Source organism: Marinobacter sp. DY40_1A1, assembly GCF_016597815.1.
GTDB lineage: Bacteria > Pseudomonadota > Gammaproteobacteria > Pseudomonadales > Oleiphilaceae > Marinobacter > Marinobacter xiaoshiensis.
In genome coordinates, this window is the sequence record NZ_VCHA01000001.1 from 603,088 (window position 1) to 619,264 (window position 16,177).

The 16,177-nt window shown below is 54.3% G+C and carries 13 protein-coding genes; 9 read left to right on the top strand and 4 right to left on the bottom strand.

The genetic code is table 11. The annotated features are described in order from the left end of the window. The first annotated feature begins 122 nt into the window (after nt 1–122). Both FFI61_RS02780 and FFI61_RS02785 read left to right on the top strand, forming a co-directional pair. Entirely contained in the window at nt 123–1,856 is a 1,734-nt protein-coding gene (locus FFI61_RS02780) for an autotransporter assembly complex protein TamA (RefSeq protein WP_227714563.1), read from the top strand. Continuing rightward, nucleotides 1,853–5,638 (top strand): translocation/assembly module TamB domain-containing protein, encoded by a 3,786-nt coding sequence (locus FFI61_RS02785; protein ID WP_320159552.1) that lies wholly within the window; start codon nt 1,853–1,855, stop codon nt 5,636–5,638. Before FFI61_RS02780 ends, FFI61_RS02785 begins: the two co-directional genes overlap by 4 nt. Before the next feature lie 32 nt (nt 5,639–5,670). On the opposite strand, the gene FFI61_RS02790 is transcribed toward FFI61_RS02785, so the two are convergent. Beyond that, nucleotides 5,671–6,402: a gamma-glutamyl-gamma-aminobutyrate hydrolase family protein gene (locus tag FFI61_RS02790; RefSeq protein WP_200201183.1), complete on the bottom strand. Its 732-nt coding sequence runs from the start codon at nt 6,400–6,402 to the stop codon at nt 5,671–5,673. Further along, nucleotides 6,395–7,396: an amidoligase family protein gene (locus tag FFI61_RS02795; RefSeq protein WP_227714564.1), complete on the bottom strand. Its 1,002-nt coding sequence runs from the start codon at nt 7,394–7,396 to the stop codon at nt 6,395–6,397. The genes FFI61_RS02790 and FFI61_RS02795 overlap by 8 nt, the downstream gene beginning before the upstream one ends. A 228-nt stretch (nt 7,397–7,624) precedes the next feature. On the opposite strand from FFI61_RS02795, the gene lexA reads away from it, so the two are divergent. Both lexA and FFI61_RS02805 read left to right on the top strand, forming a co-directional pair. Next, a complete protein-coding gene (gene lexA / locus FFI61_RS02800; RefSeq protein ID WP_200201182.1) occupies nt 7,625–8,233 on the top strand; it encodes a transcriptional repressor LexA in 609 nt (202 codons plus the stop codon). A 45-nt stretch (nt 8,234–8,278) separates the two neighbouring features. Beyond that, nucleotides 8,279–8,770 carry a cell division inhibitor SulA gene (locus FFI61_RS02805; RefSeq protein WP_200201181.1) on the top strand — a complete coding sequence of 164 codons (492 nt, stop codon included), beginning with the start codon at nt 8,279–8,281 and terminating at the stop codon, nt 8,768–8,770. An 8-nt stretch (nt 8,771–8,778) separates the two neighbouring features. On the opposite strand, the gene FFI61_RS02810 is transcribed toward FFI61_RS02805, so the two are convergent. Further along, nucleotides 8,779–9,039 (bottom strand): hypothetical protein, encoded by a 261-nt coding sequence (locus FFI61_RS02810; protein WP_200201180.1) that lies wholly within the window; start codon nt 9,037–9,039, stop codon nt 8,779–8,781. 49 nt (nt 9,040–9,088) lie between these two features. Continuing rightward, nucleotides 9,089–9,589 carry a DUF6586 family protein gene (locus FFI61_RS02815; RefSeq protein WP_200369193.1) on the bottom strand — a complete coding sequence of 167 codons (501 nt, stop codon included), beginning with the start codon at nt 9,587–9,589 and terminating at the stop codon, nt 9,089–9,091. A gap of 178 nt (nt 9,590–9,767) precedes the next feature. On the opposite strand from FFI61_RS02815, the gene FFI61_RS02820 reads away from it, so the two are divergent. The 5 genes from FFI61_RS02820 to FFI61_RS02840 all read left to right on the top strand — a co-directional run bounded on the left by FFI61_RS02820 (nt 9,768) and on the right by FFI61_RS02840 (nt 16,069). Continuing rightward, a complete protein-coding gene (locus FFI61_RS02820) occupies nt 9,768–11,126 on the top strand; it encodes a DUF1329 domain-containing protein (RefSeq protein ID WP_200201178.1) in 1,359 nt (452 codons plus the stop codon). An 89-nt stretch (nt 11,127–11,215) separates the two neighbouring features. Then, entirely contained in the window at nt 11,216–11,569 is a 354-nt protein-coding gene (locus FFI61_RS02825) for a hypothetical protein (protein WP_227714566.1), read from the top strand. Nucleotides 11,570–11,640: 71 nt separating this feature from the next. Beyond that, entirely contained in the window at nt 11,641–13,092 is a 1,452-nt protein-coding gene (locus tag FFI61_RS02830) for a sigma-54 dependent transcriptional regulator (protein WP_200369194.1), read from the top strand. Nucleotides 13,093–13,315: 223 nt separating this feature from the next. Next, complete coding sequence (locus FFI61_RS02835; RefSeq protein WP_200201175.1) at nt 13,316–14,578, top strand: sensor histidine kinase; 1,263 nt, start codon at nt 13,316–13,318, stop codon at nt 14,576–14,578. Nucleotides 14,579–14,590: 12 nt separating this feature from the next. After that, on the top strand, nt 14,591–16,069 hold the full coding sequence (locus tag FFI61_RS02840; RefSeq protein ID WP_200369195.1) for a sigma-54-dependent transcriptional regulator: 1,479 nt from the start codon (nt 14,591–14,593) through the stop codon (nt 16,067–16,069). Nucleotides 16,070–16,177: the final 108 nt, after the last annotated feature.

Genomic DNA, 16,177 nt, shown 5'->3' on the forward strand with positions numbered 1-16,177 from the left:
CCGACGACTTGTCTGAGCGCGTATTAACTTGACCACCCGTCGTTAAACTCTCACGCTTGAGCGATAATCACTTCCGTTACAAGCAACACTGAAACAGCCGGATGCTATCACTTGATCACATTTTGAAATCGGGACCGATCCGGCTGCTGGGCCTGCTGCTTTTGCTGTGGTCTTCCACGGGCCTTGCCCAACAGGTTGAGGTTCGTGTCAAAGGTGACTATCCCGGTCTTAAGGAAAATGCTGAAGCTTTCATTGGTGAGGTGGAGGGCCGCAGTGCAGGCAATCTTCGACGCTATGCATCTACGGCGGTTGGTCAGGCCAGCAAAGGGTTGCGAGCCTTAGGCTATTACAGCCCGGTTGTGGATTGGCAGGTGGAAGAGGGCGACTCTGAAGAAACAGCCAGGCTGATCCTGGAAATAACACCTGGCGACCCGGTGCGTATCAAGTCCCGCATTGTTGAGATCCGCGGTGCTGCCGCGACCGACTCGCGCTTTACCGACAACTTGCCTGTGCATCCAGCGGAAGGCGATGTGCTGAATCATGGCGACTACAGCAACCTTCGGAATACCCTGCAAACACGTGCCAGGCGCAGGGGCTACTTTGATGGCCGGCTTGTTACCCGCAGTCTTGAGGTGGACCCCGAGGCCCTGGAGGCCAACATTACGCTGGTGTTCGAAAGCGGCGACCGGTATCGGCTGGGAGCGGTTACCTTTGAAGAAGGGCACTGGTTTGAAACTGACCTCCTGCACGATTTTGTTACGTTTGAACCGGGCATTCCGTACCACGCAGATGAAATAGCAAAGCTGAACAGCGATCTGCTCAGTAGTGGTTATTTCTCCGGCGTAGACATTGATGCCTCACCCTCCAGCGCAGAAGATGGCGTTATACCCGTTCGTATCAGTCTGACCCGGCGGGATGGCCGCTCCATTTCCACTGGCCTTGGCTTTTCCACAGACGTTGGGCCGCGTTTTCGGGCTACATGGCGGGAGCACTGGATCAATCCCATGGGGCACACGCGCGGAGCAGAAACAGAGCTCTCCGAGCCAAGGCAAAATCTGAGTACCTGGTATGAGCTGCCTCTGGATCCGCCGATGACGGATCTCATCCGTTTTACGGCAGGTTATCAGCGCGAAGATATCGAAAACATCGAATCAGAGTTACTGACGTTTGGGCAGCAATGGCAGCACCAGCTGGATAATGAATGGTTGCAGGTGCTGTCTTTGAACTGGGAGGGGGAGCGCTTTAATATTATTGGTGATGAGCAGGGAACAAGTACGTTGCTGCTTCCGGGGCTTGGCTATTCCAAGTTACACGTCAACTCGCCGCTGGACCCCAGCAAGGGTTATCGTTTGCAGATTAACGTAACCGGCTCCCACAGGGCGGCTCTTTCCAGTGTGGATATTCTGCATGTGAATGCTATTGCCAAAGGCTTGTTCACATTTGCGGGAAAACATCGCTTTTTATCAAGGCTTCAGATTGGTGGTGTGGGGACCAACCGGTTTGAAGATGTGCCGCCCTCCTTGCGTTTCTTCGCCGGTGGTGACCAAAGTGTTCGCGGTTATGGTTACCAGACTCTCTCGCCAGAGAACGAAAACGGCGTTCCGGTGGGCGGGCGTTATACGCTTGTGGGCAGTGCTGAATACCAGTATCAGTTTGCCCAAAAGTGGCGTGTCGCTCTTTTTGCTGACCATGGCAACGCAGTTAATGACCTGTTTGATCCTCTTGCCAGCGGGGTCGGTGCTGGCATTCGCTGGATCAGCCCCTTGGGGCCTTTGCGCCTGGATCTTGCCAAAGGTCTGAATCCTGAGTTTGGCGGCGAGTGGCGGGTTCACTTCTCGATGGGGCCAGAGTTGTGACGGAGTTGGACAAGGGCAATAGCATTGCTGACGCACCATCAAAATCCCGGCGCACGCGCACGGGGCGCCTTCGATTCTGGCTATTACTAATTCTGGGTTTACTTGTTTTTCTTCCAGTCGTTTTATGCGCTGCCGTTTTGTTGGCGCTGCGCTCAGAAACAGGTACAGCCTGGGTGATTGATCAGGTTCCCGGGCTTGAGGCAGTGAACGACCATGGCTCGCTGTTCGGAACCTGGCAGGCAGACCGAATCAAGTGGCGCGGCTATGGGGTGGATGTGACGGTTGAAGCCCCTTTCATAGACTGGTCACCCTCCTGTCTTTTTGATCTGCAAGTGTGTCTTGAAACCCTTCACCTGGAACGACTGGACGTTAATGTGCAGCCTTCAGACGACCAGCAAGGCTCCCCGGATGACATCAGCTTGCCGAGGCTTGAGCTACCGCTCGCCCTCAGCGTTAGTGATGTAAGGCTAGGCACGTTCACCCTTAATGGCAGCAAAGTTTGGGACAGGTTTGAACTTGACTCCAAGGGCTCCGGGTCTGACTGGATGCTGGAACGGGTTTACTACAAACGGGACGATTACATAGTGGAGGCTTCCGGGCGCGTTGAAACGCGGCGGGACTGGCCAGTAAATCTTGAGGTTAATGCGTCACTGCCGCCGCCCTTTGGCGCCGACTGGATGATTGATCTGGCACTCTCTGGCAGCGTGCGGGATCTTGCACTGGCGGGGCAGAGCCGAGGTTATCTGAATGCTTCACTGGAGGGGAAAGTGGAGCCTTTGGCAGCCAGTTTGCCAGCGCGTTTACGGGTAACCTCTGAATCTTTTCGTGCGGTGGAGGCTCAGCCAGACACCCTGGTGCTGAAGAACTGGTTTGCTGAGGCCCGAGGCAGCTTGCAGAGCGGTTTCAAGACTAATGGGGCGGCCATATTGCCAGGTACCGGTGGGCCCATTGAGTTGACGCTGGCGGGATTGGTTACAACCAATGGTGCCAAGGATATACGGCTGGAACTGTCTGCAGGCAATCAGGGCGTGGAGGGCGAGGCAGACAACTTGCCCCGAAATGTCATAGTGACCGGCAGTACCCGATGGCAAGGCGGCTTGAGTGCAGAAGCAGACATACAGCTACGGCAGTTTCCCTGGTATTCGTTGATTGCTGATCTGGAAGAGCCGCCGATTGATTTACGCATGCTGAACGGAAGCGTCTCATGGCGGGATGGGCGTTATCAGGCGAATCTCACTGCAGAAGTGGATAGCCCCCAGGGCAGTTCAGAGTTAGCAGCGGCGGTTGATGGCGATACTACCCAGGCTCGTCTGACCGAGCTCTCTGCGATTACCGATGCAGGATCACTTTCCGGTGAGGGGACGGTCAAGTTTTCCGGGCCTTTGAGTTGGCGGGCGGCTTTGGAGTTGGAGAACTTTAATCCGGGCTACTGGGTGCCAATGCTGGATGCAGACCTCAGCGGTGGTGTTACTACAGAAGGGCAACTTACAGACGGCCCTATTCCCGATATGAAAGCCGGCTGGGACTTGTCGGGGCAATGGCGCTCCAGCCCCGCTGTGATAGCTGGCCGCCTTGATACTTCAAGCGGTGACTGGGATGTTCCTGCACTGAAACTGGCTGTTGGTGATAATCGGGTTGAGGGTAGTGGTCGATGGGGGACACAGTTAAAAGCCAGCCTTAACCTTATGCTGACGGAGCCGGGGAAAATTATGCCGGGCCTAGGCGGGCAGGCTGATCTTCAGCTACGGCTTTCGGGCAGCCCTGATAGCCCGCGAGGAACCTTGACGGCCAGTGCAACTGAATTGCGCTGGCAAGACCTGCTGGTTGTTGAGATTCTGGATGTAAACGCCCAGTTGGAGCAGGGGTTCCGTCTTAACGCCGAGTTACAGGGTAAAGGCATTACCGCCGGTGGCCAAACCATTGAGTCGTTAATCGTCAGGGCGCAAGGCACTCAGGGGAATCATACAGTTGCGCTCGATGTTCAACATGACGAAGCAAGATTGCAGCTGGATTTTCAGGGCGCAGCGGGTGAAGCATGGACAAGCTGGCAGGGCGAGTTGGCAAGAGGTGTGATTGATGTGCCTGAGCAGGAGCAGAGCTGGGAACTTGGGGCCCCCGCCGGGCTTGTATACGGAGAGAGCGGCGAGCTTCGTTTTGCTGCCCACTGCTGGAACTGGCAGCAAAGCTCTGTTTGTGCTGATGATCAAACCCTGCTGCCAGTGCCTAGCATCGCCTACCGGATTGACAGCTTCCCGGCCACGGCTCTGGCCCCGATTCTGCCAGAGACGTTGCGCTGGCATTCCAGCATTAATGGTGAGATTGCCTTTACCTCTAACGATTCAGGTCCCGACGGGCGGATAGCGCTGGATGCTGGCGAAGGCCGTTTCGAAATACTGCTGGATAGTGAGTGGGAAACCTTGACTTACACAACTCTGACGACGGAGTTGGAGCTGAAACCTGAACAGGCAGACCTCGCTGTGCGACTGTCGGGGCCGGAGCTTGGCAAACTCTCGGTGGATGTGAGTCTGGACCCCATGGACGAAGACCGGCCGGTTGAAGGCAAGTTCAAACTGGACGGTCTCGATATTGCCCTGGCCGGCTTGTTTAGCGGGCTTGAGGAGATTTCTGGAGAGGTTAACGGTGAGGGAACCATTTCCGGCCCCCTCATGAAGCCTGCAGTGAGGGGCGAGATAACATTGAGCAACGGGCGGGTGGTGGATCCACGTTTACCGATCCCCATGGAGGAAGTCATTGTCAGTGTGGAGCTCAACGGCTATTCCGCTGATATTCGCGGCCGGATTCATAGCAATCCCCGCAGTGAAGCAATCATTGAGGGAGAGGTCGACTGGCAGGGAGCTCCCGGTGGTCAAATTCGCATTACCGGGGAACGGCTACCCTTTAGTCTTGAACCCTACGCTCACGTGGAAGTGGTGCCAGATCTGACTATCGCATTCCGTGACAGTGCACTGAGTGTGGAAGGCCGGCTTGAGGTGCCCCGCGGGAGTATCGAAATCAAAGGCCTGCCTGATCAGGCGGTGTCCGTATCTGAAGACGAAGTGATTGTAGGTGTGGAGCAGGAAGAGCCTCTTATCCGCTCGCTGGATATGGATGTGACGGTTGTGGTCGGTGAGGATCAGGTAACCTTTGCGGCATTCGGGGTGACCGGCGATCTGGAAGGCTCTTTGCGGATCAATAACGACATGGATACCAGAGGCACACTGCAACTGGTTAATGGTCGATATGAGGCCTTTGGGCAGGAGCTTGAGCTGCGCAGGGCGCGATTGCTGTTTGTCGGCAGCCTGGTCCAGCCGTATCTCGATATTGAAGCTGTCCGTCAAGTGGATTCTGTGGTGGCAGGGATTCGGTTAAGCGGCCCGGTGCAGGCGCCCGTAACCGAAGTGTTCTCAAACCCCTCCATGCCGCAAGCAGAGGCGCTGTCTTATGTCATTCTTGGTCGGGCGCCCGGTGGGCAGGGTGATGATGGTCAGATGAGTCGTGCTGCTATTTCACTTGGCCTGACCCAGGTAAACAAGGTGACAGGGCAAATCGGTGAGGAGTTCGGCATTCGTCAGTTGACTCTGGAAGCAGAGGGCAGTGGCGACCAAACGTCGGTAGTAGCCAGTGGGTACCTGACTGATGAACTCAGTATCCGTTATGGGGTCGGAATTTTCGAACCGATCAGCACAGTAGCGCTGCGATATGATCTGGGTAAGTACTTTTACCTAGAGGCAGCCAGCGGGCTGGCTGCATCTCTGGATATCTTCTACACCCGGGATTTTTAAACTCTGTCAGGCCTGTCAGTTGCAGCGGACGCTCAATGAGCTGGAGCAGTTTGGCTCAATCGGGCCAGCTTGACGGTTAAGGCTGCCTCCAGAAACTGACCAAAGATGCGCCTGTGCCCGGCATGGTAAAGCAGGTATTCAGGGTGCCACTGAAGCCCCATAAGCCATTGCCCCTGGGTGCTTTCAATGGCCTGAACAAACAGGTCGTTATCCACCGCGGTCACCTTCAGGTTTTTTCCAAGCTGTTTTATGGCCTGGCTGTGTATGCGGTTTGCGCCTATTACCGGCGCTCTCATAACCTGCCCCAGCAAGCTTGTTGCGACAAGTCGTACGGTTTGCATCGGCAGCAATAAAGGGCGGTGTCTGGTGTTTACCCTTAAGGGGGTAACGTTCTGGCACAGGGAGCCACCGTGGAATATGTTGATGAACTGCGCCCCTCTGCAAATACCCAGTACCGGGATTCCTATTGCTTCTGCTTGTTCGAGGAGCAGTTGGTCTGTGGTGTCCCGTGCTTTGTCATACTTGGCGCTTACCTGCGGCTGCTGGCCATAACGCTCAGGATGCACGTGGGTACCCCCGGAAAGCACCAGTCCGTCAAGCAGAGACACATCCACCCTGGCACCAGGGCGTATGTAGTAGGTATGCGCACCCTTCAGGCGAAGTGCCAGGCTAATCAAGCGTTGGGCAAAACGTTTTCGAGCCGGGCCGCTGATGCCTATCGTCAGCCCGGGCAGGCTGTCGTCAGGTTCGATGTGTTCAGACATAGCCTTTGCTTTCGAGCCAGTGTGTAGAGGTTTCCAGCCAGCTTGTGGTCAGATTGCGTATGCTGATTTTACGGCTGTCCATGAACAGGGCGCGAAGTTCTCTCAAATCCTCAGCGTGGTTGGCCAGTTGCTCAACCACGACCCAGTCATTCCAGACAGTGGAGAAATGCCAGTCAGGGTTATCTATGTCGCAGTCCGGAAGTCTGTAATGCAAGGTTGGCCGGCTTTTGATGCGGGGGTCTTCAACGTATTCGTCGAGCAGGGGTTTGTCGAGATGAGCAAACAGGGGCAGTAGATCAAGGGCTCGGTTACGAGTAGGGTTGGATTCCAGGTAATCCACCATCATTTGCCGCTGATCTGGTGCGTAGTTGTCCTCAATCAACAGGTCGGTGTACTTGCTGCTCCACGGCTCAATGTAGGGGGTGAACTTTCTGCTGATATCCAGTTGATGGCGAGCTTTTAGCCAATCATATAGCACTGCAAACGCCTGATAATAGCGCACAAGTGTTGTCGGCTTGAGGTCTGGCAGCTCAGGATTAAGCTGTAAGCCGAACGCAAAGTAGATCGCGTTTCTGCTGCCCAATGCACCCGCTTCCCGGAGTTCGTCGACCAGAGTCTCAATCTGGTGCAGGTCTGAAAAAGCCATGGGCGGACTTACAATTTCCAGCGGCACAATCAATTCAGCCGCTGCGTCTATAACCTCCATTGCCTGCCCGCCAAGTTCCCGAATGGGTTGGGGAAGCCGCTCGTCTGCAAGATCCAGATCTTTGATCGGGTCGGAATCCAGTTCAATGATGAAACTGCCCAAGGGGGTTTCAAGCGTGCTCACATAGCGGGACTGCGGTTTTGCAACGCCGCCCAACAACTCCCCGGCCAGGTCAACTAACTCCTGATATCCCAACCCGGACAATTCAATCTCCACACCCACCCTGCGCTCTTTCCCGTCGGCGGTTTTGACTACGTCTGGCATGTTCAAGGTGATGGTTTTATTCATGGTTCTCTCTGAGGCGGAGTGTGAAGTTTTTCACTCTATCACACTACCAAAGCACTACCAGTCAGGGAGCTGCAAGAAAATAACCTGAGCGGCTTTACACTGGATAAAACACTGTATATAGTCAAATCACTGTATAAAAAGACAGGATGGTTGGATTACTGTATACACCATCACATATAAGACCCGGCTTGTATAAGCCCTGCATGCAGCAAGCGGAGCAGCGAAACAATGAAGCTGACAGCAAGACAAACCCAGGTACTGGAAATTATTCGTCGATCTGTTGACGAAACCGGCTATCCACCTACACGTGCAGAAATTGCGACAGAGATGGGTTTCCGTTCTGCGAATGCGGCGGAAGAGCACTTGCGTGCATTGGCGCGTAAGGGTGCCATCGAAATGGTTCCGGGTGCCAGCAGGGGTATCCGGTTGCCTGAAGTTGCCGAAGACCCCGGTTTGCCGGTTATTGGTCAGGTAGCGGCGGGCAGTCCGATTCTGGCCCAGGAGCACGTTGAAGACCATTGCACGCTCAAGCCAGAGTTTTTCTCGCCTTCTGCTGACTATCTGCTTCGTGTCAGGGGTATGAGCATGAAAGATATCGGGATTCTGGATGGCGACTTGCTTGCTGTGCACAGCACTCAGGATGTTCGAAATGGCCAGGTGGTTGTAGCCCGGGTGGGTGATGAAGTGACTGTGAAACGCTTTAGGAAAGAAGGTTCGAAAGTCTATCTGATCGCTGAAAATGAAGAGTTTGCGCCGATAGAAATCGATTTGAAAGAGCAGGAATTGTTTATTGAAGGGCTGGGTGTGGGTGTTATCCGGCGTTCCGATCTGCACTGATCGGGCCAGCATAACCACAGACGCATTGTAAAGGCGGGTAAATATATGGAACAGCTAAGCTTTAATCAGAATATTGCGTGGCAGCAGAGCGTTATGCCTGGCCTGGTACCGGAATACACAGCCCCGAAGCAGCGCACGGTTATCCGGACGCGGCGCAAGCCTGATGTGGAAAGTCCTGCGCCGGCTGGAAATGTAACGGAAATCATTCTGCCGGAGGGGCAGGTAGAGAACTTTCAACTGCTATTGCCAATGCTGACTCAGCTGAACCAGGAGAAGCGCTGGTTGGCGTGGATAGACCCGCCCCAGGCGCTGGTGAGTAAGTGGCAAAAGATGCACGGTATCATTACCGGTGAACTGCTGGTTTTGCGTTCTACTGCTGAGTACCCGGCTCGTCAGCTTGCTGAGATAGCACTAAGCGCGGGTACCTGTCATGCGGTGGTTATGTGGACGGGGAAGCTGGGTAAAACAGCATTTGCTTCCTTGCAGGAAGCGGCTGCTAAAGGCAACAGCCACGGGGTCGTTCTCAGGCAGCGTTGAGTCCGGTCTTAATGCAGTGTGTATGCGGGCTGGGCGTCTGAAACGTCCAGTTCGTCGTCTTCCCAGTCAATGTCGTGAGACACAGTCCCGGCAGCTTCTATACCCGCCGCAATCATGGCTTTGGCCACAGACATATCCCGATCTCCCATCATTTCACGGGCTTCATCCGAAAATGAAATTTTGACTAATGGCGCGCTGTCGTCGTCGATGCGGCGAAGGGCATAATCGCCGTTGTTCAGTTGTACAATTTCGAAAAACGATGGTGACATTTCAATAACCTTTTAATGTTGAGAACCTGTAAGTGTGTATTGGGAGGGATTACCACTCGCCGTGTTGCGCTTCCAGGTTGTCGGTAAACTGTTTTATGGCTTTCAGAGTTTTTCTGAGAGCTTGGGCTGATCGGTCTGGCCCGGTTTCTGCTGAGACGGCAATAATGTTTTCTGAGTTAACCGTCTTCCGTGTCGCTGGTGGGTTGTTCTGAGCAGTCTCGAGCTGATCAAGGTGGCTCCACCAGCTTCTGCTGTCCCGTTCAAGAGTTGTAAGAAGCTCTATTTCCGTGGCCTCATCGCCAATAAGATTGGCCAGTTCCGCGAGGGACAAAGGCCTATTCGGGCGTTTCTGGTAAAGCCTGGCAATCATTGCCAGTAATAATTGTTTCGCTCTCAGCAGCAGTTCGATAGAGCCTTGTGTTGCTGCTTCCTGCTGCAGTTTTTGCGTTGGCGCCGAGCTTCCTGTAGCAGCCGCTTGAGCCGCGACATCAAGTAACGTGCTGGCAAGAAACAATTTTTGTGAAACCAGCGAATACCATTGAGAAGCCATCGAGCGCTCACCTTAATTAATCCGCCATTCTACCATTTTGGTTTGCAGATTTCTTTATCCCCCTGCAGACTTGGTCCCAAGTGACAATAAAACACAATTAATGACTTGAAACGGGCGTTTGAATTTGGCAAAAAGCATGCTTCGTCTTGGGTTATTGGTTTGTCTGGAGGGGTAAGGAATGCGGAGCCGATTAGTCGCATGTATGGCAGTTCTTTTGGTTGGGTATACCGGCCAGGTGCTGTCAGCAGTAACGGTAGCTGAAGCAGAACGGCTAAAACGGGATTTGACGCCGGTTGGTGCTGAGCGGGCAAGCAATGCCTCCGGTAGCATTCCCGAGTGGACCGGCGGGCTGAGTGAGGCGCCTGCTAACTGGCGTAAGGGCCAGGTTGAGATAGACCCATTTCCCCAAGACGAAACCTTGTTCGTAATCACTGCGAGCAACATGCACCTCTACAAAGACAGGCTCTCTGAAGGCTCCATTAAAATGCTGAGCCAGTACGGCCCGAATTTCTTTATGCCGGTTTACCAGACTCGCCGTACAGCAGCATTTCCTGAGAATGTGTACGAGAAATACTATGAGAATGCGCTGACTGCGGAGGTGCTGGATAACGGTAATGGCGTGCGCAACACTATTATGACAAGCCCGTTTCCCATTCCGAAAACCGGGCTTGAAGTGATGTGGAACCACATTTTGCGGTATCGCGGTGAAGAGGTATCCTTCCGGAGTGCCTCTGCAACGCCCCAGGTGGATGGCTCCTACAACCCTGTAGTTAATCACTACGACTACTACTTCCCTTACAGCAAGGAAGGGGCGGTGCTTGCTGATATAGATAACAAAATCTTCTATCTCAAGACCGATACAATTTCACCTTCTACCTTGGCTGGAACAATCACACTGGTGCATGAAACCCTCGATCAGGTGCGCTCGCCGCGGCTGGCTTGGCGTTATGACGCCGGATCCCGACGCCTGAGGCGCTCGCCGAACCTGGCGTATGAAACAGACTTGCCGAACTCTTCTTCTCTGCGCTCGGTCGATCAGAAAGATATGTATAACGGTGCGCCCAACCAGTACGACTGGGAGTTGAAGGGTAAGCGGGAAATGTTTGTTCCCTACAATGCTTACAAACTGCATGATGAGTCTGTCAAGCCGGGTGATGTCATCCGTGCCGGGCATATCAATCAGGAGCTGACCCGCTACGAACTGCACCGGGTATGGGTAGTCGAGGCAACTCGCCGCACCGGCATCAAGCACATTTATGACCGTCGTGTTTTCTATGTGGATGAAGACAGTTGGCAAATCCTGATGTCCGAAGAGTATGACGAGGCGGGCAATTTGTGGCGTGTTTCCGAGGCCCACAACATCAGTTATTACCAGGTGCCAGTATTCTGGACTACCATGGAAATGACCTACGACCTCAAGGCGAAGCGTTATTATGTTGATGGTTTGAACAATAACTATCCCGCTTATAATTTCGAGCCCGGGTTCCGGGGCAGCGAATTTACGGCTTCCTCAGCAAGGCGAGACGCTCGCCGCTGATTTCAGTGTAAACGGTTGAGTTGCTGGCGCTAGCCAGCGGCTTGACCGGGTCGCCCGTATTCTATCCCTTATTTCCAGGAGAACAGGTTATGGCCGACCCTCAGAATCCCCCTTCTTCAGAACTCCAGGCCTACCTGGATAGATTCGATCAGCTTATGGCAGACCTGGGTCACGCACTCGCAGACCAGGATTGGGATGCCCTGGTGCGGCTTAACGAGCAGGTAAAGCCTACAATAGAACCCCTGATGGCCTCGCTGGAAGCCGGGAAGGCCGATCCGGAACTGGTTCGCACTCGGCTTGAAGAGTTGCGCCAGTTTATGGACGCAGCGGGTGAGGGTGCCACCCGAGCCAAGGCTGAAGCGGAACAGGCTCTGAAAGGTGTGAATCGAAACCGCAGTGCTGCCAAAGCCTATCACAACGTTTCAACAACCCAGCCAAAATAGCGTCATAAAATTGACTCTTCTGTGTTTACAGTCTTAAATACCGCACATATCCCCCAAAGAGATGTTTGTGAATGTCCAAAAATAACAAGGTGCTGGTGCTGAGTGAGGACGAGTCGAGGCGTCGGGATCTGGCGACTATTCTGGAGTTCGTCGGCGAGGAGCAGGTTTTAGCAGGCGACGAAGCCTTGGCGCTCCTTGAATCTGGCGATGCAGAAAGTTTGGCGGACATTTCGGTTGTCGTGGTAAACGGGGAAGACCCGAATATCGTCAGCACAATCGAAAAAGTGTGTAAGGCAGTGCAGGGCGTGCCTTTCCTCATGGTTGGCGACCCTTTACTCAAAGGTCTTGCGGAGACAGATGCCTCACGCGTTATTGCCCGTATGGAATGGCCGCTTAATTACACCAAGTTTGTTGACTCCCTGTACCGTGCGCAAATCTACAGCGATCAGTTCCGGCGTTCCAAAGAGCGTGGTGAGCAGCGGGGGCTGCAGCTGTTCCGCAGCCTGGTTGGTACCAGTCGCAAGGTGCAGCAAGTACGCCAGCTGATGGAGCAAGTGGCCGATAAGGACGTGAGCGTGCTGATTACCGGGCCGTCTGGTACCGGTAAAGAAGTTGTTGCCAGAAATCTCCATTACTACTCATCTCGCCGTGACAAGCCATTTGTGCCTGTAAACTGTGGTGCCATTCCGGCGGAGCTGCTGGAGAGTGAGCTTTTCGGCCATGAGAAAGGCGCATTTACCGGTGCCATTACGGCGCGGGTCGGGCGTTTTGAGATGGCGGAAGGTGGCACCCTGTTTTTGGATGAAATCGGCGATATGCCCCTTAACATGCAGGTGAAAATACTCCGCGTTTTGCAGGAGCGTACATTCGAGCGTGTTGGCAGTAACCGTACTATTTCTGCCGATGTTCGTGTGATTGCTGCAACCCACAAGAACCTTGAGGATATGATCGAAACCGGTGAGTTCCGGGAAGATCTGTATTACCGGCTGAACGTGTTCCCCATTGAGGTGCCGTCATTGCGGGATCGGGTGGAGGATATTCCGCTGCTGATTAATGAGCTGATTTCCCGCATGGAGAAAGAGAAGCGCGGTTCTTTACGAATGAATTCGGCGGCGATCATGAGTCTGTGCCGGCACGACTGGCCGGGTAACGTACGGGAGCTTGCGAACCTGGTAGAGCGGCTGGCGATTATGCACCCATACTCGGTAATCGGTGTGCAGGAGTTGCCCAAGAAGTTCCGGTATGTGGATGACTTTGATGAGAACCGGCCCGTTGAGGATTCGGGCATGCCGTCTGGCATTCCCGGGTTGGTAGGGCTGGATGCTCCTGCTTTGTTGCCGGTGAATGGCATTGATCTCAAGGATTATTTGTCGAACCTTGAGCGGCAGTTAATTCAGCAGGCATTGGATGAAGCTGGCGGGGTGGTTGCTCGGGCGGCGGAGAAACTCAGGGTTCGGCGTACTACGTTGGTTGAGAAGGTTCGGAAGTATGGGCTTCGGGAGGAGGAGTCTGAGGAGTCCTGAGTAGCCTTCTTTTTTCTTGTGACAATAAGACGTCAAAGGTTTTCGGCCTTTGGCGTTTTCTCGTTTCTGGACGACGTAAACCCGTCGTTCACCTTTCTTCGGTTAATCCTGTTCATTGATTTATATGATAAAATCCTAGTTGGCACGAAGCTCGCTTTGTAATCTGCAAACGAATCATCCGAAGGGTGTGGCCCGGTGTGACGGGTTAATCGGGAGTCAGGTTATGAGTCAGGCACAGTTTGTCATTCAGTCGGTGGAGCATGAGGCCCAGGCCAATGCGGCGGCGGATGCTAACGATAAGGTTAGGGCGTTGTTTCCGCAGCAGGATGATGAGGCGGTGGATTCTGCGCTGGAGATGTTTAACCAGATGTCGCGGCAGATTACCGATTCATATCGCACGCTGGAGTCGCGGGTTAACCAGTTGTCTGGCGAATTGAGCCAGGAGTCTCTGCAGCGTCAGCAGGAGCTGGAAGAGAAGGAGCAGTTGGCTGATCGGCTTTCTACTCTTTTGAAAGCTCTGCCAGCGGGTGTGGTGGTTCTGGACAGTCAGGGTGTGGTGTCCCAGAGTAATCCGGCAGCGGCTGCGTTGTTGGGTGAGCCTTTGGACGGTGAGCGCTGGGTGGATGTGATTCGCCGTTGTTTCTCGCCACGCCGGGATGATGGTCACGAGGTGTCTTTGAAAGATGGGCGCCGGGTGAGCATTGAAATTCGTACCATGGAAAACCAGCCAGGGCAGCTGATTCTGCTGACCGATCAGACAGAAACCCGTCATCTGCAATCACAGCTTGCTCACGCACAGCGGCTTTCCGCCATGGGCAAGATGGTTGCGTCGCTTGCGCACCAGATTCGTACCCCTTTGTCTGCGGCTATTCTCTATGGCGGTCACTTAACCCAGGATGATCTGGATGAGGAGATGCGCCAGCGTTGTGCATCCCGCTTGATGTCAAGGCTTACCCACCTGGAGCAGCAGGTGCGGGATATGTTGATTTTTGCCCGGGGCGAAACCCGGTTGGCGGAGGAGCTTTCTGCCGCAACACTGGTTTCGGCTCTGGAATCTGCACTGGATGGAATCAAGCCAGCATCCGGTTCGGATGTGATGCTAAAGAATGATGTGCCAGCGGATTGTCGGTTGATGTGTAACCGGGATGCGTTGGTGGGCGCCTGTACCAATCTGGTGAATAACAGTCTTGAAGCGGGTGCAACCGCCGTAGCTGTTCAGGTTACTTTGGACGCGGGCGAGCTACTGATTCGTGTTCTGGATAACGGCCCGGGCTTTGCCAAAGCGGAAGCTGGCAGGCTTGCAGAAGCTTTTTACACAACGAAATCTCACGGCACCGGGCTTGGCCTGGCGGTTGTGCAGGCCGTTGTCAAAGCGCATCAAGGGCAGTTTTCTATTGATTCGCCAGAGCAGGGCGGTGCTGTTGCAACTCTGCGTCTGCCGCTTTTGCGTAGCCCTTCCCGTAACCTTTCTCGTAAGACCGTTTAATCGGAGGCAACCATGGCCAAGGCCCAGATACTGATTGTTGAAGATGACCGTGACCTGCGGGAGGCGCTGGTAACCACTCTGGAGCTGGCAAAGTTCCGCGTGCGCGAAGCTTCCAATGCCCATGAGGCGCTGGTGCGTCTGGCAGAGGCGCCAGTCGATATGGTGGTCAGCGATGTAAACATGCCCGGCCTCTCCGGCCATGAATTGCTGGGAGAGGTGCAGCGGCTGTACCCGGGCTTGCCGATGATGCTGATCACAGCCTACGGCCAAATTAGCCACGCGGTTTCTGCCATGCAATCCGGTGCAGTGGATTATTTGGTGAAACCATTCGAGCCCAAGGTGTTGGTTGATGCCGTTACCAAGGTAGTCGGCGGCAGTCGCCCGAAGTCTGGCGATGAGCCAGTAGCTGAAGACCCCGCCAGTAAGCGCATATTTCAACTGGCAGCCAAGGTGGCTGGCAGTGATTCTACGGTGATGATTTCCGGCGAGAGCGGTACCGGTAAAGAAGTGCTGGCCAGGTACATCCATCAGCAGTCGCCCCGGGCGGAACAGCCGTTTGTGGCTATTAACTGCGCGGCTATTCCCGAGAACATGCTTGAAGCGATTCTGTTCGGCCATGAAAAAGGTGCCTTTACCGGTGCGATTGCATCAGCCCCAGGTAAATTTGAACAAGCTAATGGCGGAACGATTTTACTGGATGAAGTGTCAGAGATGGATCCGGCTCTGCAATCCAAATTGCTTCGTGTTCTGCAAGAGCGGGAAGTGGAGCGGGTAGGCGGGCGCAAAACCATCTCCCTGGATGTGCGCGTAATTGCGACCACCAACCGGGATCTGGCAGATTTTGTGCGGGAAGGCCGGTTCCGGGAAGACCTTTACTATCGGTTGAGTGTATTCCCTATGCATTGGCAGCCATTGAGGGAGCGCCCTCTGGATATATTGCCCATGGCAACCTATTTGCTGAAGAAGCACTGTCGCAAGATGAAACTGACCGGCATCAGCTTTGCTGCGGATGCCCGCAACGCTCTGGTTCAACACAGCTGGCCTGGCAACGTGCGGGAGCTGGATAATGCCATCCAGCGCTCTCTGGTTCTGCATCAGGGTAACGTGATTCACGCGGGCGACCTGTGTCTCGATATGGGCACAAGCGGACGCTTCGATGGCCACGCGGTTGCATCAGCAGCCCCGGCAACGGTTGCAGCTGGTATTGAAGAATCTTTTCCACAACATCAGGGGCAGCCTGCTTCGGCAGCATTTCCATCACGAGTCCATGAAACAGACGACCCCGCCCCTGCCATGGTTGAAGCGGGGACCTTGGGAGATGATCTGCGCCAGCAAGAGTTTCGTATCATCATCCAGACGCTAAAAAGTGAGCGGGGTCGCCGCAACAGGGCGGCGGAACAGTTGGGTATCAGCCCCAGAACACTGAGATACAAGTTGGCTCAGATGCGCGATGCCGGAATAGACCTGGATGCTGAGCTGGCTATGGCGTAAAACCGAATTATCGTAGTACCCCTTCATTCGGCACCCTATGGGTGCCTTTTTTATGGCTGCGTGCCTCATACTGTTCAATTTCACACCAGTTCTCTGCAGGCCCCATTT